Source organism: Nocardiopsis sp. YSL2, from assembly GCF_030555055.1.
In the GTDB taxonomy this organism is placed as follows: Bacteria; Actinomycetota; Actinomycetes; order Streptosporangiales; family Streptosporangiaceae; genus Nocardiopsis.
The window spans coordinates 2,566,208-2,588,388 of the sequence record NZ_JAMOAO010000001.1; the positions used below are offsets into that span (position 1 = coordinate 2,566,208).

The 22,181-nt window shown below is 73.0% G+C and carries 5 protein-coding genes; all 5 read right to left on the reverse strand.

Going from position 1 to position 22,181, the window contains the following annotated elements; genetic code table 11:
• Complete coding sequence (locus M1P99_RS11215; RefSeq protein ID WP_304452590.1) at positions 1–8,865, reverse strand: SDR family NAD(P)-dependent oxidoreductase; 8,865 nt, start codon at positions 8,863–8,865, stop codon at positions 1–3.
• A complete protein-coding gene (locus M1P99_RS11220; RefSeq protein WP_304452591.1) occupies positions 8,862–18,101 on the reverse strand; it encodes a polyketide synthase in 9,240 nt (3,079 codons plus the stop codon). Before M1P99_RS11220 ends, M1P99_RS11215 begins: the two co-directional genes overlap by 4 nt.
• Complete coding sequence (locus tag M1P99_RS11225) at positions 18,098–19,258, reverse strand: aromatic ring-hydroxylating dioxygenase subunit alpha (protein WP_304452592.1); 1,161 nt, start codon at positions 19,256–19,258, stop codon at positions 18,098–18,100. The genes M1P99_RS11220 and M1P99_RS11225 overlap by 4 nt, the downstream gene beginning before the upstream one ends.
• An 89-nt stretch (positions 19,259–19,347) precedes the next feature.
• Entirely contained in the window at positions 19,348–20,586 is a 1,239-nt protein-coding gene (locus tag M1P99_RS11230) for an NAD(P)/FAD-dependent oxidoreductase (protein WP_304455662.1), read from the reverse strand.
• 990 nt (positions 20,587–21,576) lie between these two features.
• On the reverse strand, positions 21,577–22,134 hold the full coding sequence (locus M1P99_RS11235; RefSeq protein ID WP_304452593.1) for a dihydrofolate reductase family protein: 558 nt from the start codon (positions 22,132–22,134) through the stop codon (positions 21,577–21,579).
• Positions 22,135–22,181: the final 47 nt, after the last annotated feature.

A 22,181-nucleotide genomic window follows, 5' to 3' on the forward strand; every position in this document is an offset into this window, starting at 1 on the left:
TCACTTGCCGGCGAGCGGCCGCAGCAGGGCGCTCAGTCCGACCGGTTCCATGCCGTCCCGTTCGGCGGCGGGTTCCCCTTCGGGTGCGGGATCGGCCCCGGCCTCCGCCTCCAGGAGAACGGCGATGTCGGCCACCGTTCGCGCGCGCATGACGGCGGACGGGTCGACCGTGCTCCCGTGGTGCCTCTCCAGAAGGGACACCAGGTCGGCGATGGCCAACGAGTCGAGGCCGAGGTCGGCGACGACGCGCGTGCCCGGGTCCTCTCCGAGGAGTTCGGTGAGGCAGGAACGGACCAGCGAGACCGTCTCCTCGGCCGCCCCCGCGTCCGGGCGGACCGGCGGCTCGCTCTGGGAGAGCGGGTGCGGTCCCGTGTCCGCGTGGGACTCCGTCTCCGGGCCGGCGGGTGCCTCGGGCACGCCCCCGGGGAAGGACACCCTGCCGCCGGAGAGCAGGTGCGCCGAGAACCCGGCCAGAGCCTCCTCCGTCCCCAGGGACGCGGTGGCGGAGAAGGAGGCGTCGGCCTCCAGGCCGACACCGGACCAGTCGGGCCAGGCGTGCGCGGTCACGGCCGGGGAGGACGACCGGGCGTGGGCGCGCTCGGCCAGGGCCAGCTGGTAGGCGTTGGCCATGGCGTAGTCGACCAGGCCCCGCCCGGCGGCGGGGTCCTCACCGGCCACGGAGGACACGAACACGACGAACCTCGCTCCGTGCTCGTCCGCCACGGCCAGGACGTGGTCCGAACCCGCGGTCTTGGGCGCCAGGACACCGGCCGCGTCCTCCTCCGCACGGTTGCGGTGCGAGCCGAAGGGCAGGGCGCGCCCCGAGGCGTGCACGACGCCGATCAGCGGCCCCCATCGCCGGGACAGGTCACGCACCGCCGCGCGGACGGCGGAGCCGTCGGTCACGTCGCACGGCAGGTAGTCCAGTTCGGCGGAGGGGGCGAGGGCGGCCAGTTCGGACACGGCCGCGGCGTCCAGTCGGCTGCGCCCGAGGACGCCGACGCGCGCCGCGCCCAGTTCCGCCAGGCGGCCGACCAGGAGGCGGCCCACCGCCCCGGAGCCTCCGGTGACCAGGACGAAGCCCGCGCCCGAGAGGTCGGGGGAGTGCTCGGCACCGTCCGTCTCCTCCCAGCGCCGGACGTACCGGAGGCCGCCGCGCAGGGCGACCGCCGTACGCTGGTCCGGCATCGCGGACAGCTCCGCGACGATCGCGCGCGCCTCGGCGCCCGCGTCCGTTCCGGGCGCCAGGTCGAGGGCGGTCGCGGAGAGGTGGTACTCCGCCGCGGCGGCCAGCGTCGCGGCGGCGCGCGCGGCGGCGTCGGGTGCCAGGCCGAGCCGCTCCTCGGCGGTGACGGCCGCGGTCCGGCGGCCGACCCAGACCAGGCGGCCGCCCCGGGGGAGGGCGGAGGTCCACTCGCGCAGGGCGGGCCAGAACCCCTCGGGGCCGGGGTCCACCACGATCAGGGCGTCCAGACCGGGTTCCCCGGGTGACGGGGCGACGGTGAAGCCGACGGCGGAGAGCTCGGTTCCCAGTGCCCCGGCGACGTGTTCACTCCCCTCGCACACGACGGCCGCGGTGCCGCCCGCGCCACGGGCCGGTTCCGGAAGGGTCGCGGCGCGCCAGCGCGGTCGCGTGGCCCGGGGCGGGGCCGTCGGCGCGATGTCGTCCGCGCCGTCCCGCTCCCACGGCCGTGTCTCCGCCGGACCGGCGCCGCGGGTGGACCAGAAGCTCCGCTCCGCGAAGGGGTAGGGGGGCAGGCCGTCCGCGACCCGGGCCTCGGGGGCGGACAGGTCCGCCCAGGGGATGCCGGTGTGTCCGCGCCGGACCAGTTCCACGGCGGCGGCGGGACCGCTCGGAGGGACCCCGTCGAACGGGCCCACGGCCTCCGAGACCGGCGCGGCGCCGTCGGCCACCACGCGCAGTGCCCGGACCAGGGAATCGGCGTCGGAACCGAGTACCGCCGCCTGGAAGCCGAGTTCCGCGCGTCCGGTGTTGACGGTGTGGCACACGTCGGCCAGTTCCCGCGGGTCACGGCACGCGGCGATCCGCTCCGCGTAGCCCGCCGCGAGGCTCCGGACGGCCTCCTCGGTGGCTCCGCTGACCCGCAGGGGGTACTCCGAGGGCAGGTCCGAGGTCCGGTCGGGCAGGACCGGCGGCTCCTCCACCACGACATGGGCGTTGACACCACCCATCCCGAACGCACTCAACCCCGCACGACGCGGCACACCCGCCGGAGGCTCCCACGCCACCGACTCACCCACCGCGAAGAACGGAGAAGACGCGAAGTCGATATGCGGATTCGGCCGCTCCACATGCAACGTCGCCGGAATCACGCGGTGCCGCATCGCCAACACCACCTTGGCCAGACCCGCCAACCCCGCCGCCGGCTCCAGATGACCGATATTGGACTTGACCGACCCGATCGCACAGAACTGACGCCGGTCCGTGTGGGCGCGGAACGCCTCCGTCAGCGCCTCCACCTCGATCGGATCACCCAACGGCGTCCCCGTCCCGTGCGCCTCCACCATCGTCACCGTGCCCGCGTCCACACCCGCGTCCCGCAACGCCGCCGAGACCACCTCACGCTGCCCCTCGGCGTTGGGCACGGTCAGCCCGCTGGAGCGGCCGCCGTGGTTGACGGCCGTGCCCCTGATCACCGCGTGCACGCGGTCACCGTCGCGCAGCGCCCGCCCGAGCGGCTTGACCAGCAGGGTGACCACACCCTCACCCGGCACGAACCCGTCGGCCGCGGCGTCGAACGCCCTCGACCGACCCGACGGGGACAGCGCCTTCAGGCTCCGCATGGCGTGGTAGTGCAACGGTGACAGCGCGAGGCGGACCCCCGCGACGACGGCCTGGTCGCACTCGCCCCCGCGGATGCTGCGCACCGCCTGGTGCAGGGCCACCAGCGACGACGAGCACAGTGTGTCGATCGTCATGCTCGGCCCACGCAGGTCCAGGAAGTGGCTCACCCGGTTGGCGAGGAAGGCGTTGTGGTTGCCCAGACCGCTCAGGGCGTCCAGTTCGGGCTCGACGTTGTACTCGCGGTAGTGCTGGTAACTGGCGCCCACGAACACACCGGTCCGGGAGCCCGCCACGGAGGTGGGCGCCGTGCCCGCCGACTCCAGGCACTCCCACGCGCCCCGCATCAGCCAGCGGGACTGGGGGTCGAGCACCTTGGCCTGCTTGGCGAACACGCCGAACAGCCGGGCGTCGAAGGAGTCGATGCCGCTGAGGAACCCGCCCTCGGGCCGGGGCGCGGTGCCCTCCCAACGGTCGTCGGGGGCGGGCGCCACGGCGTTCCCGCCCTCCGCCAGCAGCCGCCAGAACGCGTCGGGGGTGTGCGCTCCCGGGACGGCCACGGACAGACCGACCACCGCGACGTCCTCGGGCCGCGCCCCGTCCACCCGTGGCGCGACTCGCTCGAACGGTGTCGGCGCCGGTTCCGCGACGTGCTCGGACGGCACCGGCGCCGGTGCCTCCGCCACGGTTTCGGGCAGTGCGGCCCCGGGGTCGCGCACGGGGTCCCCCGCCACTGCGACGGGGGCCCCGATCGCGGAGGCCAGCGCGCGACAGTCGGCGGCCTCCATGACGTCGAGGGAGCCGACCCGTACGCCCAGCTCGGCCTCCAGGCGCTGGGCGATCTCGGTCGCCAGCATCGAGTCGAGGGAGAGCAGGGTGAAGGGCGTGTCCGGTGTCAGGTCGGGTTCGCGCAGCAGGGCCCCAACGACCCCGGTCACCCCGGCGGCCGGAGAAGCGTCGGGCGCGGGGGCGGGGGCGGGGAGCGGGTCGAGGCCGGCCGGTCGCGAAGCGTACTCCGCGGGGGACTCCGGCTCCTCCCCGCCCGGTCGGGACACGGGCCGGTACCGGACGCCCGTCAGGACGAGCAGAGGCCGCCCCTCGTCGTCCAGGAGTGCACTGTCCGCCACACGCGTCCCGTCCGCCTCCCTGGCGACGAGCCGCACGAGGACGCTCGCGGTGCGCGAGGGGTCGCCGGACAGGTCGAGCCCCGACACGGACGCCGGAAGCAGGGTGCCCCCGTCAGCGGACCGATCCGCCATCGTCAGGACCGCCATGGCCTGCAACGCCGCGTCCACGGCGGCGACCGCCGCGGCCCCGTCCGAGCGGCCGGAGGGGCGGCGGACCGAGCACTCGGCCGTCGTGACGTCGTAGCGCACCCCCTCGATGACCGCGAGGTCGGCTCCGTACTCCACCCCGTGCGCCGCGAACCACGCGTACAGCCCCACCGGGTCCAGGGTGCGGTCCAGTTCGTCGGGCACGTCCGGAGCCGGCTCGGCCGGACGTCCCGCACCCGCACGAGCCCGCGCGATACGGCGGCCACCCCAGCTCAGGGTCAGGGTCCCGGCGGACAGTTCGTCCGTCAGCGGCCCCGGGCCGGTTCCCGGCGCGGCGAAGACGACGTCGCACGCGTCGCCCACCCGGTCCAGGGCCCGCAGCAGCAGGAGCGCGGCCGGTACCGTCGGTTCGCCGAACACCCGGTGCTGCTCGACCAGCAGTTCCGTGTCGCGCCCGTCCGGCAGCGGCACGCGTGCCGGACGCTCGTCGGCGATCCTGGCGGACGGCGCCCCGGCGGTCTCCCGGTCGGCCCCGGGGGACGACGCCGTGTACCCGCCGAGCGGATACGCGGGCAGGACGACCCGGCGGCCCCTCGGGTAGACCTGGCGCCAGTCCGCGTCCGCGCCCTCGACGAAACGGGCGGCCAGGTCGGCGACGGGCCCCGAGGCGGGCGAGCCGTCGCCTCGGACGGAGCGGCCAGCCACCCGCCCCTCCCTCAGGACCCGCCGCATCCCCGCCAGGACCCGCTCCCGGTCACCGCCGTGGAAGGCCGCCCGGAACTCCCGGTGATCCCGGCCCACAGCGGCTGAGAAGCACACGTCAGCCAGGTCGGCGTCGGACTCGGGAAGCCAGCGGACCGCGTCGGAGACGCGTTCGGCCAGGGCCTCGGGGGTGTGTCCGGACAGGACGAGGACGTGCTCGGCGTCCGGTCGGGGCGACCGGTCCGGCCGGGCGACGTGCTCGGCCACGACGACGTGGGCGTTGGTCCCGCCCATCCCGAAGGCGCTCACCCCGGCGACCCGGGGACGCGCCCCGGGCCACGGCACCGTCCCGGTGTTCACCGACAGCCCCGCCGCGTCCAGGTCGAGCCGTGTGGAGGGCCGCTCGTACCCGGCCAGCGGGGGAACGACGCCGTAGCGCATGCACAGCAGTACCTTGACCAGGCCCGCCATTCCACTCGCGGGTTCCAGGTGGCCGATGTTGGCCTTCACCGACCCCAGCAGGCGCGGTCCGGTTCCGGTTCCGAAGACCTCGGTCAGCGCCGCGACCTCGATCGGATCACCGAGCCGGGTGGCCGTCCCGTGCGCCTCGATCAACGTCACCTCCTCGGGAGGGGTGTCGGCGTCCGCGAGGGCCGCGCGGATGACGGCCTCCTGAGCCGAGGCGCGCGGGACGGGCAGGGCTCCCCCGCGCCCGCCGTGGTTGACCGCGCTACCGCGGACGACGCCCCAGACGTGGTCGCCGTCGCGTTCGGCGTCGGCCAGGGGGCGGAGCACCATCGCGACCGCGCCCTCGCCGGGGACGAAACCGTCAGCGCGCTCGTCGAAGGGGTGCGGCCGGCCGGGGGAGAGCGCCCCCATGCGGGTGAGACTCCGGTAGTACCAGGGGGTGAGGCCCACGTGGCAGGTGGCCACGATCGCGGCACCGCACTGGCCCGAGCGCAGGGCGTGGACCGCCTGGTGCAGCGCGACCAGCGAGGACGAGCACAGCGTGTCGACGGTCTGGGAGGGGCCGGTCAGGTCGAGCGTGTAGGAGATCCGGTTCGCCAGCACGGCGTTCATCGAGCCCAGGGCCGTGTGCGGGCCGACCCGCTCCAGGCCTGAGGCGTCGCGGTGGTGCTCGTAGGTCGCCCCGACGAACACCCCGATGTCGGACCGGCCGTGCAGCCCAGCCTCGTCCACGGCCCGCCACGCGTGCTCCAGCAGGAGTTTCTGCTGGGGGTCCATCTCGTCGGCTTCGCGCCTCGATGTGCCGAAGAAGCGGTGGTCGAAGTCGCCGCCGAGCCGGAGGAAGGCACCGCTGCGGCAGTGCTCCGCGGGCGCCTCCTCCCCGTCCGGGGCCCCAGGTTCGGTCAGCAGGCCGAGGTCCCAGCGCTCCGCGGGCACCTCGGTGAAGGCCGTGTCCCCCGATTCCAGCAGTTCCCAGAATCCCTCCAGGCCGCGTCCTCCGGGCAGGTCGCCGGAGACCGCGACGACCGCGATGTCCCCGGGGCGGGCGGACGCGCCAGGTTCGCCGTCGGACGCGTCGACCGCGTCCGGTCCGTCGGGATCCGGGAGCCGCTCCTCGGTCGGGGCGTCCGCGGCTCCGGGGCGGTGCACCGCCTCCTCCGACGGGGATTCCGCCGCCTCGGCGGGCGCCGAGGCGGGCACGCCGTACTGCTCGGTCAGCGCCCTGGTCACTCCTGCGGCGTCCGGGTACTCCAGGAAGAGGGTCGCCGGCAGGTCCGCGCCCACGATCCGGGAGAGTTCCTCCGACATCTCCACGCTCATGATGGAGTCGACGCCGTAGTCGGCCAGCGGAGTGTTCGGGGAGAGGGCGTCCAAGCCCAGGCGCGCGGCGAGGAAACGCTGGACCCGCTCCGCGAGGCCGACTGGAGCGGACTCCGGGCCGCCCTCGGATCCGGCGGGGGGAGTCGGCCGCGCGGCGGGGGGCGGTGTGGCGGGGGACTGCGCGGCGGGGGGCGGTGCGACGGGGTGGGGAACGCCCCGGCCGTCGGGGTGGGCGACCACCACCCTCCGGTCGCCTCCGCCCAGGACGGCCATGAGCGCGTCCAGGGCCTCCTCCGTGCCCAGGGGGCGCACGCCGCGCCGACGCAACTGGTCGGCCACCTCGACACCCATGCCCACCTCGCCCCACAGACCCCAGGACACAGTCGTCCACGGACGGCCCATGGTGTGCGCGAAGCCGTCGAGGTAGGCGTTGGCCGCGGCGTATCCAGCCTGCCCCAGGTTGCCGAAGGTTCCCGAGACCGAGCCGAACAACACCGCGAAGTCCAGATCCAACCCGGACACGGCCGCGGCCAGTTCTCGGGTTCCGGCCACCTTGGGCCGCATGACGGCCGTCAGGTCCTCGACATCGGCTCCGCGGATGAGCCCGTCCCTGAGGATCCCGGCGGCGTGTACCACCCCGGCCAGTCCCCGCCCGTCGGTGAGCAGCTCCGACACCACCGAGGCGAGTTCACCGGGGACGGACGCGTCGGCGCGCAGCGAGCGCACACGGCAGTCGAGTCCGGACAGCCGCTCGGCGACCTCCGGGCTCGGGCCGGAGCGGCCGACCAGGACCAGCTCGCCCGCCCCATCCCTGGCGAGGCGTTCGGCGACCGCGACTCCGATCCCTCCGTGACCTCCCAGGATCAGGTACCGGCCGTCCGGGCGGATGTCGGCGCCGCGGCCCGGGGAGAGGGCGGCCACCAGGGAGGGCTCGTAGCGCACGCCGTCGCGGTGGGCCGACTCCAGGGGGCCCGAGCCCAGGGCGTCGGCCATGACCCGTCGCGTCCGGCCCCCGGGCCCGGCGTCCACCAGTCGCACGGCCAGCCCGGGGTACTCGATCGCGGCCGTGCGGACCAGCCCCCACAGCGCGGAGCGGGCCGGAACCGGACGGTCCGCCTCGACCACGGGCTGGGCGTTCTCGGTGACCACGACGAACCGTGCGTCCCTGCGGTGGGAGGCCAGGGTCCGGACCGCGTGCAGGCAGGTGTACACCCCGGCACCGAACTCGTCCTCGTCGTCGCGCGCGGCACCGGTCGACCGGAGGTGGACCACGCCGGACACCTCGCCGACCCTTTCCCAGAGCTTCTCGAAGTCCCGGTCCGCGAGCCCGCCGGAGGCGCCTGCGGCGGGCGGTACCACCTCGACGACCTGTGCTCCCCGCTCTCTCAGCACGCGCGCGGCCTCCTCCGCGAGGGGGGACGGACGGTCCGTCGGCGGGCGCAGGACCACCCAGGTGCCGTCGATCGGCTGGGACGCTCCGGGCTCGGCCGGGGCCCAGTGGATCCGGCCGCCGGGCACCGGACGACCGGGGGAGGCCGCCCTGTGCATGCGCACCCCCTCCACGACCGCGACGACGCTCCCGTCCGGGGCGAGGATCTGGGCGTCGGCGACGAGGCGGTCGTCGGAGGCGCGAACCCGGCGGACACGGACACCTACGCGCGGTGGGACGGGCGCGTACACGGCCAGCCGGTCCACCCCCACGGGCACGGTCACCCGCGTGTCGGAGGCCGTCCCGGGGTCCTGCACGGCCACGCTCGCCAGCTGGAGGACCCCGTCCACCACGTGGGGGTGCAGCAGCCAGGGCCCCGCGGTGTCGGTGCCGTCGAGTTCGGCGGTCACGTGGCCGCCGGCGGCCGACAGCGATCGCACGACCCGCAGGTCGGGTCCGTACTCCAGGCCCGACGCGGCCCAGGCGGAGTACAGCTCGTCGGGGTCGAACCGCGTCGTCTCCGGCTCCGCCCAAGGGGCGGGGGGCGGGGCGTCCGACCGCCTTCCCCAGGCCGTGGACAGCACCCGCCGCCCCTCGGCGCGCAGGGCGAGGTCGACCCGTCCGTCGTCGTGGTACCGGGCCTCCATTCCGACCCGTTCCCGTTCGCCCCTTCCGAGGGCCAGCGGACGCGGGAAGGCGAGGTCGCGCAGCTCGCTCGGGGCGAAGTCCTCCCCCTGGAGAACGGCGAACATCATCATCTCGACCTGCGCGGCGGCCGGGAGGAGGGCGCGACCGCGGAACCGGTGCTGGTCCAGGAGCGCGCCGGAGTCGTCGAAGGTCTTCCCGTAGGTGCGCGTGCGGATACTCACAGGGCCCCTCGCCTCTCTTCGTCCATGCTGTCGACCAAGGGGTGGGCGGCCGCTTCGGGCCGCTCGGGGACACGCCGTCCGCGGAGCGGTTCGGCGGACAGGTTCTGGCGTACGAAGGGGTAGCCCGGGATGGTGACGGTCCGACCGCCCTTGTCCGCGTGCAGGGCGTCCCAGTCGAGGCGCCCGACACCGGCGTTGAGGTAGGCCGCGACGGACTGGTACAGGCTCCGCTGTTCGGGGTGGTTCCTGCGCAACGTCGTATACCAACCCGCACCAGCCTGACCCACCGTCGCCCGCACATGCGGAGTCAGATGCGGCTGCGGCCCCACCTCCCAGAAATGCCCGACCCCGAACGCACGCACCGCCTCCACACCCTCACGGAACCGCACCGGCCGCCGCACCTGCGCCGCCCACGTCCCCGGATCCGTCACCGACTCCTCCGTATGCCACCGCCCCGTCAGACCATTGACCAACGGCACCCCCGGAACCCGCATCGGCGTCTGCGCCAACACCTCGGCGAAAGGCCCCACCGCACCCTCCATATGCGCCGAATGGAACGCATGCGAGACATTCAACAACCGCGCCCGACGCGCACCCAGACCCTCCACCAACCGCGCGACCTGCCCGGACGGACCCGTCACCGTCACATGATCAGCGGAGTTGAACGAAGCGACCTCGACCTCCGGAAACTCCCCCAGAAGACGCACGGTCTCCTCCACCGGACCCGTCACCGCCGCCATCGACCCCTGCGACGGCCGCGCCTGCATCAACCGGGCACGCACCGCCGTCAACCGCAACAGATCACCCAGACCGAACACCCCGCACGCCCACGCCGCGGACAACTCCCCCAAGCTGTGCCCGATCGCCACCTGCGGGACCACACCCCACCCCCGCAACAACCTCGTCAACGCCACCTGCGTCGACACGATCGCCACCTGCGCGAACCCGGTCCGATCCAACAAAGCCCGATCGTCCCCGAACAACACCTCCCGCAAGGGAACCGACACATGGCCCCCCAACAACTCCTCACACTCATCGATCGCCTCCCGATACACCGGCTCGGCCGCATACAACGCCCGACCCATCCCCCAGTGCTGCGACCCCTGCCCCGTGAACACGAACGCCGTAGGAACCGACCGATTACGCACAGCAGTCACAGCCACCTCACCAGAAGCCACAGCACGCAGACCCTTGCGCGCCGACTCCCGGTCGGTCACCGCGATCACCGCCCGGTGGCGGTGGTCCGTCCGTCCGACGTTGGCCGTACGGACGAAGTCGGCGAACCCCCCGTCCGGGAGGTCGGCCAGGTGGTCGTCGTAGTCGCCCGCGATCCGCCGGAGGGCCTCCTCGGTGGAGGCCGTGACCTTGAGCAGGTGGGCCTGCTGGGGCAGGTCCGAGGTCCGGTCGGGCAGGACCGGCGGCTCCTCCACCACGACATGGGCGTTGACCCCGCCCATCCCGAACGCGCTCAACCCCGCACGACGCGGCACACCCGCCGGAGGCTCCCACGCCACCGACTCGCCCACCGGATAGAACGGACCGGACTCGAAGCTGATGTGCGGGTTGGGGTGGTCCAGGTGGAGGGTGGCGGGGATCGTGCGGTGCCGCATCGCCAGCACCACCTTGGCCAGACCCGCCAACCCCGCCGCCGGCTCCAGATGACCGATATTGGACTTGACCGACCCGATCGCACAGAACTGGCGCCGGTCCGTGTGGGCGCGGAACGCCTCCGTCAGGCCCTCCACCTCGATCGGATCACCCAACGGCGTCCCCGTCCCGTGCGCCTCCACCATCGTCACCGTGCCCGCGTCCACACCCGCGTCCCGCAACGCCGCCGAGATGACGTCCCGCTGCGCGGTGCCGTTGGGCACGGTCAGCCCGCTGGAGCGGCCGCCGTGGTTGACGGCCGTGCCCCTGATCACCGCGTGCACGCGGTCACCGTCGCGCAGCGCCCGCCCGAGCGGCTTGACCAGCAGGGTGACCACACCCTCACCCGGCACGAACCCGTCGGCGGCGGCGTCGAACGCCCTCGACCGACCCGACGGGGAGAACGAGCGCAGCCGCGACCCCAGTTGGAAGTACTGCGGCGACAGGCCCATGTGCACTCCCGCGACGACGGCCTGGTCGCACTCGCCCCCGCGGATGCTGCGCACCGCCTGGTGCAGGGCCACCAGCGACGACGAGCACAGGGTGTCGATCGTCATGCTCGGCCCACGCAGGTCCAGGAAGTGGCTCACCCGGTTGGCGAGGATGGCGTTGTGGTTGCCCAGGGCGGCCGCGGTCGGCACGACGTCGCCCACCACCTGGTCGCGGTAGTGCTGGTAGCTGGCGCCCACGAACACACCGACCGTCAGGTCCCGGCGCGCCCCGGCGGGACCGGCGTCCTCCAGCGTCCGCCACACCGACTGGATCAGGTGCCGCTGCTGGGGGTCCATCCACCGGGCGTCGGAGGGCGAGATACGGAAGAACGCCGGATCGAACTCGTCCCACTCGCGTACGAACCCGGCCTCCCGCAGGTAGACGCTGCCGGGCTCCTGGTCGGTGGAGTAGTACTCCTCCAGATCCCACCGGTCCGCCGGCACCTCGCGTACGTGGTCCTCGCCTCCGGCCAGGACCCGCCACAGCTCGTCCATGTCCGAGGCGCCGGGGAACACACCGTCGATCCCGATGACCGCGATGTCATGGAGGTCGTCCCCGTCGTCCCCGTCGTCCCCCCGGTCCTCGGCGGCCGCCCCGGCAGGGGGAGCGCCGACGGCCGGGGACGGGGCCGGGGGCGGCGACGGGGCCGGGGACGGGGTCCGTGCCGACGGGACCGCGTCCCGCGGCGGCGCGGCCGGGGCGCCGGCCGGTTCGGGTCGCGCCGGCGCGGAGGGCGCCGGGGCCGCCGACCCCGGTGCGGAGGTGACCCCGTACCGGTCGCGCAGCTCCGCCACCAGGGCGGTGACCGTCCCCGTCTCCAACAGGAGCGTGGGCGGTAGGGCGACATCGAGCCGTTCGCCGATGTCCTGGGCCATCGACACCGACAGCATGGAGTCCATTCCGAGCTGCTGGAGGGGCGCCTCCTGATCGATCTCCTCGACGTCGATCTCCAGCGCCCCGGCCACCCAGCCGATCACGGCCGAGGTCAGGTCGCCCCCACCGGGCGCGCCGGCCGCCCCGGATGCCCCGGGCGCCCCGTGCTGTCCGTTCGCGGTACCGGGCACCGGTCCGTGGCCGTTGGCCGCTGGGTCGACCGCGGGTACCGGGCGGGGCGCGGCGCGTCCGGTGGACGGGTCCGCCCCGGCGCCCCCGTCCGGCGGCGCGGCCGCGAGCCGCTTCCAGGTCATCTCGACCACCTCGGCGACCGGGCCGGACTCGTCCGAGACCACCAGGCTCGCGGTCACCGTCTCCCCGCCCGCGGCGACGCGCTCCCGGCGCGCGTACACCCGCGCCGCTCCCCGGAGGGGGCCGAGGACGCTGAGTGAACGCACCGAGAAGGGGACGTACAGACCGCGCGCCCCGCACGCGAGGAGGGCGACCTGGAAGGCGCCGTCCAGCAGGTGCGGATCGACCGGGCCCTGTGAGGATCCGCCCTCCAGGACGCCGAACGCCTCACCCGGCAGGGAGGAGGCCGACCGCACACACCGGTACCCGGGGCCGTACTCCAGCCCCGCTCGCGCGAGGCCCTCGTACATCGCCGCCACGTCGACCGGAAGGGCGCCCGCGGAGGGCCCCTCCTCCAACGAGGGGGCTTCGTCCGTGCCGACGCGCGCCTCGCAGACCAGGGCGCCCGTGTCGTCGCGGAACAGGAGCCTGCCCTCCTCGCGGGCCCCGCGCAGCGCGACAGGGTCGATGACGGGGGCGCGGAACACCACGTCGGTCAGCCGGAACTCGTTCCTTCCCAGGAGCTCCGCCGCGCGGAACGGGTAGCCGGCGGCCGGGAGCACGGGCCTGCCCCGAACGATGTGCTCGGCGGCCTCCGGCAGGTGTGACCAGGTCACCCCGGCTGTGGAGGGGGACACCGCGTCCGTGGCGGGTTCCAGCCACAGCCGCCGTTCCTCGTGCGGTGTCGACGGCAACCGGACCCGGCGGGTGCGCGAGGGGGCATCCGGCAGATCGTGCCCCCGCACGAACGAGCGCGCGGCCCGGTCCAGTTCCTCGCGGGAACCGGACTCGGCCGACCGTTCCCGCGTACCGACAGGCCCCTGGACCTGGCCGGTGTGGAGTGAGCGCGTGTCCCCGACCCCCGCCAGGAAGAGGTGGAGCTTGTCCTCCAGCTGCTCAGAGCTGGAGACGACGCAGGCCAGGCGGTGCGTCCGCCCCGGCCTGAGCCGAGCGGTCGCGCACATGGCCGCCAGCGGGGGCCGGTGCGGGGAGTTCAGCAGTCGCAGGTAGCGTCCCGCCAGGACGCGGAGGGACCGCTCCGAGTCCGCGCTCATGACCATGAGGTGCGGGCCGTCGTCCTCCGTCCCGTCCGCTTCCTCGGTGGGCGCGGTGAGAACCGCGTGCGCGTTGACCCCGCCGAAGCCGAAACTGCTGACGCCGGCCGCCGACGGACCGCGCCACTCGTCCAGACGGGCGGACACGTACAGGGGCGAGTCCTCGAAGGCGAACCCCCGGTTGGGCGCCTCCAGGTGCGACAGCGGGGGGATCCGCCGGGCCTGGAGGGCCAGCACGGTCTTGATCAGTCCGGCGATGCCCGCGGCCGGTTCCAGGTGACCGATCGCGTTCTTGACCGACCCGATCGCGACGGAACCGCGCGGGTGGTCGGCGAGGGCGGAGCGCAGGGACTCCAGTTCGATGATGTCGCCGAGACTCGTACCCGTCCCGTGAGCCTCCACGTAGCCGACGCGCGACACGCCCGAGTCGGCCATGGCCCGGCGGATCACGTCCTGCTGCGCGGTGGTGCTCGGCGCGGTGAGGAAACCGGAGTGGTCGCCGGTGTGGTTGACGGCGGTGCCGTTCACCACCGCCAGGACGGGGTCCCCGTCGCGGCGGGCGTCGGCGAGTCGTTTGAGGACGACCACACCGCAGCCCTCGCCCCGCACGTAGCCGTCGGCTCCGTCGTCGAAGGTGTGGCAGGCACCCGTGGGGGAGAGCATCCCGTTGCGGCGGAACGCCAGGCTCTTGTCCGGGGTCAGGATCAGGTTGGCACCGCCGACCACGGCGGCGTCCACGATGCCCGCCCGCAGGTACGTGCGCGCCTGGTCCAGTGCGACCAGGGAGGACGAGCAGGCCGTGTCCACGGCCAGGCTCGGCCCCGACCAGCCGAACGTGTACGAGAGTCGGTTGGCGATCATGGACATGGCCGTCCCGGTGGCCGCGTGCGGATCCTCGTGCCCGGCGCTCCCCGCGAGGATCTCGGGGAAGTCGCTCGCGATGGTGCCGACGAACACCCCGGTCCCGGCTCCGAGCGAGGAGCCGTCGTGTCCGCTGGACTCCAGCGCCTCGTCCGTCACACTGAGCATGAGCCGCTGGAGCGGGTCCAGGCGCCGGGCCTCGCGGTCCCCCAGCCCGAAGCGCTCCGGGGCGAAGTCCTCGACGCCCTCGACCCAGCCCGCCCGGTGCCGCTCCATCCGCTCCCACAGGTGTCCCCACCCGCGGTTGCCGTGCGGCGCGGGACCCACGCGGTCGACTCCCTCGGCCAGGTCCGCCCAGAAGTCGTCCGGTGTCGCGGCTCCGGGGAAGCGACAGGCCATGCCGATGACGGCCAGTGCGCCCTCCGGATCGGCTTCGGAGGGGGGAGCCACGGCGGGGGACGGGTCGGGGGGAGCGGCGACGGACGGCGCCCCGGAACGGGTGTCCGCGGCGGCCCCGGTCTCCCCGGCCGCCACGGGCGGCGGCGCGGTGTCCGCCAAGCCCACCGCCGAGGCGAGCCGTTCGGGGGTGCCGGTCGCGAAGATCAGGGGCGACCCCGCGTCGACACCGAGTTCCTCGCTGACGGTGGCCGCGGCGCGGACGACGTTGGCCGAATCCCCGCCGAGGTCGAAGAAGTTGTCCTCCGTGCCGAACTCCGTGTGCCCGAGGACCCGGGCGAACACCGCCGCGATGCGTTCGGCGGCCGGGACCGCGGGAACGGTGGCGGGCTCCTCGCGGGGCGCCTGCCCGGAGGAGGCGGCCGGAGTGCCGCTGCGGATGACGGTGTCCCGCGTGGGAACGGGCAGCCGCCCCCGGGCCACCTTGCCGTTCTCGGTCAGGGGCAGGGCGTCCAGGGGGACGTAGGCGTCCGGGACCATGTAGGCGGGCAGCCGTTCGGCCAGCCACTCGTCCAGGTCCGCCCGGGCGAGCGGCGCGGTCGTGACGAGGTAGGCCGTCAGCCTCGGCGCCCCCGTTCCCTCGAAGGGGACCGCGGTCACCACGGCCGCCGACACCCCGTCCAACCTCTCCAGGTGGGCCTCGATCTCACCGGGTTCGATCCGGTTGCCGCGGACCTTGATCTGGGCGTCGGCGCGGCCGATCCACTCGACCGCCCCGTCCGGGTGCAGCCGGACGTCGTCGCCGGTCCGGTAGGCGCGCCGGCCGTCCGGGAGGGTGACGAAGACCGCCGAGGTCAGGTCCGGGCGCGAACGGTAGCCCTCGGCGAGGCCGACTCCGGTGATGTACAGGGCACCCGTGCCGCCGGAGGCCGCGGGCGCCAGGTCCTCGTCCAGGACGTGCAGCTCCAGCCCGGGCAGCGGGGCGCCCAGGGGGACGAAGCCGCGCTCCAGCTCACGTACCCGGTGGGCGGAGACCCAGATGGTGGCCTCGGTCGGGCCGTACATGTTCCACAGCTCGGTGCCCGCCCCGTGCAGCGCCTCGGCGACGGTCCGCGGCAGGGCCTCGCCACCGGAGAGCGCCACCAGGCCGGGCCGCGGGCGCCACCCGGTGTCGAGCAGCAGCCGCCACAGGCTCGGTGTCGCCTGCACCAGGTCCATGGCGTCCGCCAGGTCCGTCAGTGCCTCCGGGGAGGCGACGGTGTCCTCGTCGGCCAGTTCGACCGTGGCTCCCCGGACCAGGGGGAGGAGGAGTTCGAGGAGGGAGATGTCGAAGGCGACGGTGGTGTGGGCGAGCACCCGCGCCCCGGGGTGGAGGTCCAGGACCCCTCCGACCCCCTCCAGGAAGTTGGCCAGCGCGGCGTGACCGACCTCGACCCCCTTCGGGGTGCCGGTGGAGCCGCTCGTGAACAGGACGTAGGCCAGGGACCCCGCCTCAGCCGCCTCAGCCGCCCCAGCGACCGCCCCCGGTCTCCGACCGGGCTCCGGCACGAGCACGGGGGTGCCCACGAAGTGCGCGTTCCCCTCCAGATCGGCCGTGGTCAGGACCAGCGCGGCATCGGAGATCTGCGCGTAGGTCCGCAGCCGCTCCTGGGGGTATCCCGGGTCCAGCGGAAGGAACGCCGCTCCCGTGCGGGCGACACCCAGCATGGACGGGACGAGTTCCGGTCCTCGACCGGTGAGCAGGGCCACGACGGACCCGGGACCGACCCCGCGTTCGACCAGCTCGTCGCGGATGGCGGCGGACCAGGACTCCAGTTCCGCGTAGGTGAGCACGGAGTCCGCGGTGCGAACGGCCACCGAGTCGGGGCTCCGCTCCCACACGCGGGCCACCAGGTCGACGACGGTACCGGGGGAGCCGGCGGGCGCGCCCTCGTCTGCGGAGGACCGCGGCGTCGGCTCCTGGGCGGCGGTCGGCGTACCGGCGCTCCCGTCCCCTCGGTCCGGTTCCGCGTACAGGCGCTCCTCGACCAGGTCGACGAAGTCCAGCGCCGCGTCGTCGGACATCGCGGTCTCGCGCGCGAACACCGCCGGGACTCCGTCGGGGGGCAGCACCAGGGCGACCTCGGTGTCGGAGGCGACCGCCGCCGGGTCCTCCCGGAAGCGCTCCAGGACCATCACCCGGGTGAACGAGGGGCCTTCGGCGCCCGGTGGACGCGTGGCCAGGCCCAGCCGCACCTCCAGGTCGGTCGCGTACAGACCCCAGCGCCGGGCCCTGTCCAGCTCCCGTTCGGTACGGCCGGGCTCGTCCGCGTCGAAGCGGATCGGCACACGGGTGGTGACCAGCCCGTGGGTCCGCTCGGCCAGGTCCTGCGCCTCCCGCGGGGACCAGCCGAAGTCGAACGCGGCGGCTCCGGCGCGCTCGGCGAGAACCCCCAGGAAGGCCTCGCGGACACGGGCGCGGTCCTCCGCGCACATCGGGAGGAAGGCCAGTTCGAAGCGGTTGTAGTGCGACGCGTGCGCGGAGAAGTCGTCGGAGTCCAGCGGAAGGGTGCGCACGTCCGCGAGGCGGTCGCGCCACCTGTGCTCGCGGCCGCGCAATCCGGGCTGTGCGCGCTCGACCTCGTCGAGGAACCCCTCGGCCGGCGCGGGAACCGGTTCGCCCGCTCGCAGGCCCAGCCGCTGCGCCGCGCCCCGTCCGCTGAGCGTGTCGCCCTCGGTCGAGGTGAAGTCGCTCAGGACCATGTCGGCGTCGGCCGCCGCGATGCGGATCTGCGAGTCGGTCACGCTGAGCACGGTGGGGCGCGAGTACTCCTCGTCCCGGTCGAGCGTGCGGATCTGTCCGACGAAGACGGCGTCCTGGCCGGTCGCGAACGCCGGAACGCCGACCGGGTTGGGGAAGGAGCCGAAGTCCATGGCCTTGGACAGGCGTCCCGCCTCGGCGGCCGTCATCCCCGCGTGCACGACGCCGCCGCCGGCCATGCGGTCGGCGCGGGCGAAGTGGCGCCGCGTCGCGGCGCCGTCGGTGGCCACCGGCTCGGGGACGCGTCCCTCCGCCAGCACGGGGGCCATCTCCGTGAACAGGTCGATGCCGACCTGTGCGGTCTCGTAGGTCAGGGAGAGCGCGGTGGACAGGTCGCGGACCGGGAACCAGCGCTCGGCCACCACCGCTCCCGCGTCGACCTGCTCCGTCATCAGGTGCCAGGAGGCCGCGTGCCTGCGTACTCCCTCGTACAGCGCCCAGGAGGCGATGTTGCTGCCCGCGAACGCGGGCAGGGGGCCGTCGTGGAAGTTCAGCGCCGCGACCCGCGGCAGGGACAGGACCTCCGCGGACAGGACCCGGAAGTTGACGATGCTGAGCAGGAGGTCGAAGGGCTGTCCGGACAGGGTCTCGACCAGGTCGCCGTGCGGGTCCATGAGTTCGATGTCCCGCTCGCGGGCCCACCGTTCCACGGCGGCGTCCTCGGAGAGGATCCCCCGGATCCGGACGCCGTGGGAGAGCAGCGCCTCCGCGCAGGAGACGAGGACGCGCGTGCCGCCGATCAGGTAGCAGTCCACGCTCATACTCCGGCCTCCGTGTCACGCGTGTGGCTGAGGACCCAGGCGTCGATCTGCGCCACGACCTCCTCGTCCAGGGACAGCTGTCCCGGACTCCACATGGGGTTGGACAGGCCGCGGTGGGTGCGCTCGCACAGCTCCCAGTCCTCGTAGTTGGCCTTGTCCCAGAGCGCGAAGACGGGCTCGTGGGAGAAGCTCTCCTTGGCCGTCTCGGCCGGGTGGAACAGCCAGAAGTGGCGCACGACGCAGGAGCCGGGGCTCTCGGGCCAGACCCACTGCATCATCACGTAGTCGCTGGTCATTCCGAAGAGCAGGTTCGGCAGGATGGTGATCCAGTTGACCTTGCGGCGGTCCTCCGGCGGTACGAGCGGCATGGGCGCGCGATCGCTCCGGCCGGTCGTGGAGATGGAGTTGTACCCCTCGCGCAGCATCTGCCAGGCCCCGACGATGTCGTCGCCCTTGAGGTCGTAGGTGCCCGCGTCGTCGAAGTCGGTGACCTTGTGCAGATCCTTGTGGGCGGTGGGAAAGTGGAGGCTCTCGTTGACGTTGTGCGCGACGAGCTTCCAGTTGGAGGCCACCGGGTAGTCCTTGTACTGGACGCACCGCAGGTCGGCCAGCTCGTAGGCGTTGGCGAACCGGTCGAACTCGCCCAGGGCCTCGTCCAGGTCCGGTGGATCCTCCGCGAAGCAGACGAAGACGACGCCGTGGCGGATCTCGGTGCTCACCCGGAGCAGGCCGTTCTTCTCCTTGTCGAAGAAGTGGTCGAGATAGGTGCCGTTCAGCGACTTGAGCCCGCCATTGCGGTTGTACACCCAGCAGTGGTAGATGCACACGAGGCTCTGCCGCTTGCCCACGGCCTCCTCCACCAGCTTGTACCCGCGGTGGCGGCAGTAGTTGTGGTACGCCTGGATCCCCTCGTCACCGCGCAGCAGGAGGATGGACCCGCTGCCGATGTTCAACGTGGTGAAGCACCCGGGCTCGGGGAGCCGGGAGACGTGGTCCACCGGTAGCCAGCGGCGGCCGTAGATGTTCCGCATCTCGCGGAGGAACTGCTCCTCGCCGGTGTAGAACTCGTGCGACTGGCCGACACCACCGGTGTCGAAGTACTCGCGTTCCTCGTTCTGCTCACTGATGAGGTCGAACATGCTGGATGCTTCGGACATGACGGCTCCCAGGGGTGGGGACGGGGGTCGACGCGCGAGGGGATCCGACCGGCGCGGCGGGTCCGGACGGTGTGGTGGAGGGGGACCGCTCAGGCGGTCGGGTCGTAGATGCGCTCCTCCTCGGGAACGCCGACCTCGTCGTAGAGCTTCTGAAGGCCCTCGGGGGAGAAGATCTCGTCACCGTGGACGGTGCCCGCGATGATGCCGAGCATGGTGTCGGTCCACTTCTGGCTCTGGCCGATCGCGCCGAGGGTCGCCCGGAAGAAGGGCGGCAGGTCCAGTTCGGCGAGGGTGCAGGTGAAGTCGTACACCGACTCGCTCTCCTCGTCGCGGGCGGTCGCGTAGTCGGCGAGCGCCTCCTCCATGGGGCGCTCGCCGGAGAGCCCCTCGTGCAGCCGGTCGGCGAGCATCTCGGCGTGCAGGAAGGCGTCGGCCATGCCCCAACCGGTCAGGGGGTCCTTGTGGTAGCCGGCGTCCCCCACCAGCGCCCACCCGGGGCCGTACGCGGTCCGGTAGTAGTTGTCGGGGTTGCGCATCGGCCGGAAGGGCTCCACCCGCTCGCCCTTCTCCCGCAGCTCCTTGCCCATCTCGGGGACCACGTCGTCGAAGGTGGCCAGGAACTGCTCCTCGGGATCCTGGCGGAACTCCTTGAGGTGGGAGCGGTTGCAGATCACGGCCAGCATGGTCAGGTTGTCGTTGGTCGGCCAGGCTCCGATCCACCGGCGGTTGTGGCCGGTCTTGTGGTGCAGGCCCCAGTCCAGGCCGCTGTAGTAGGAGTAGTAGATGAAGTTGGCGGAGGGGCGCACGTTGTAGTTCTGGGCGCCCACCCGGCGGGCGACGGTCGAGTGGAAACCGTCCGCTCCGACGACGACCTTCGCGCGCAGGTCGCGCTCGGGGCCCTTGTTCTCGCTCCCCCGGACGCCGACCACCCGGCCGTCGTCGAAGAGCAGGTCGGAGACGCTGAAGTTCTCCACCACCTCCGCACCGGCCTTGCGCGCGCCGGTGACGAGGGTGTCGTCGAGCAGGGTCCGGCGCGGGCAGTACACCGCGTCGACGCCGTTGACCGGTTCGGCGAAACCGTTCAGCTCGATGCCCTGGAAGGAGAAGTGCATAGCGCGGATCGCCGGGGTTCCGGCGTCGACGATGGCGTCGAGCAGGCCCCAGTCCTTGAGCCTGAGCAGGGCGGTCTGGTGCAGGTAGTGGGTGGAGACGGTGTCGCTGGGGAACGAGGCGCGGTCGAGGACCAGGACGCGGTATCCCTGTCGTGCGAGCAGCATCGCGGTGGGGGAGCCGGCGCAGCGCGCGCCGACGACGATGACGTCGTACATCTTCACCTGATTCGCTTGTGGGTGGTCAGCGCGGACTGTGGGGGTGTACCGCGCTGAACGCGGCCACAAAGCACCCGGAAAAACCGGCATGTGGCACACGAGTTGCTAATGACCCCCGGCGACCCCCTTACTCAGGAACCCCAGGAGTGGAACAAATCTGACACCGGCCGCAAAAAGAAGTCAAAGGACGCATCGTGCTTATGTGAATGCGCAGAGTTTCTCCGGCCGAGGGCCCACTGGAAAGCACTCGGAGGAGTGTGCAGGTGAAGCATCGAACGCCCGCCGAGATCAGGCACGACAGAAGAAGAAACATGCAATCCCATGTGATTCTGATCACACTTCGGGAGCGCTCCAAGCCCCCGAACAGGCATCATCCTCAGCGCAGAGTCATAGGGATGATGCTTCGCGTAGTATCCGCAGGCCGCGTCCACCGCGCACCCCCGCAGCGGGACGAGAGGCCGGGCCGCCCGGGCGTCACCATGCGAAAAAACCATGACCAATTCCCAGGCCACACCGCGCGAACGCAGGCTCGTACGGCATGCGAACACAGGAAGGCGACCGCACGGCAGCTCGACCTCAGAACCCTTCCGCCGGCCGGAGAACAAAGAAGGCCCGCGGAGGAGAAATGTGGACGGATTATGGACTCAGCCCCCATCGGGTATCACCGGATTCACTTGCCGAGGAAATAGCACGATTTTCAACTACTTCCTTTTCTTCGCTGTGACTATCGCTGTTTCCGGATGCCCGAAACCCAACTCCGCAGGCCGTGCCAAGCCCCGGCCCAAGGAGGACGCGGAACGCACGACGGCCGGAAGGACGCGGTCCACGCATCCCTCCGGCCGGTGTGCCCGCTCCCCCGGGCGGTGTTGGCCGACGCGCCGAACGGTGCCACCGCGGGCGACCGTGTCGCACGCGACGTTCCCACGAACCCTGATCGACGATCGCCGGGACGATCGGTTGGCGGCCGCGGTCGGCCGCCGTGTCCCGGCGTCAGTCGCGGACCACCTCGTACCGCAGGCAGGCGAAGGCGCCCTTGAGGCCCGCCTCCAGAGCACGCAACCGCACCCGCCCGTCCAGCAGGGGAGCGCCCCCGCCCAGGCTGACCGGGGCGACGGACACGACGACCTCGTCGAGCAGGCCCAGCCGGGCCAGGTCCGCGGCCAGACGGCCTCCGCCGACCACCCACACGTCGCGCCCGTCCGCGGCCGCGACCATGTCCGCGTGCAGGTCCCGCAGCTCCTGGTCGGTATCGGCACTGGCGAAGACCAGGTCCCCGTCGATCCGGGGGAGCTCGCGGTGGGTGAGGACCCACGTACGGGCCCGGTAGGGCCAGGGCTTGCCGCCCTCGTATTCCACGATCCACTCGTAGGTGGTCGAGCCCATCACGATCGCGCCCGCCTTGGCGATGAAGTCCTCGACCTCGTCGATGGCCTCACCGCCCTCGGAGGCCGGCTCCGCTCCCGCCACCGAGAACAGCCACTCCAATGAGTTGTCCTGGTCGGCGATGAACCCGTCGAGACTGGTGGCGGTGTTGTAGACGGTGCTCATGGTGTGTCCTACCTTCTTTCTCGGGTCTGAACTGGTCATTCGTAAGA

Excerpts from the sequence above, each read along its gene's own strand:
- M1P99_RS11220 (WP_304452591.1), bottom strand. The coding sequence starts at position 18,101 with ATGAGCGTGGACTGCTACCTGATCGGCGGCACGCGCGTCCTCGTCTCC.
- M1P99_RS11225 (WP_304452592.1), bottom strand. The coding sequence starts at position 19,258 with ATGTCCGAAGCATCCAGCATGTTCGACCTCATCAGTGAGCAGAACGAG.
- M1P99_RS11230 (WP_304455662.1), bottom strand. The coding sequence starts at position 20,586 with ATGTACGACGTCATCGTCGTCGGCGCGCGCTGCGCCGGCTCCCCCACC.
- M1P99_RS11235 (WP_304452593.1), bottom strand. The coding sequence starts at position 22,134 with ATGAGCACCGTCTACAACACCGCCACCAGTCTCGACGGGTTCATCGCC.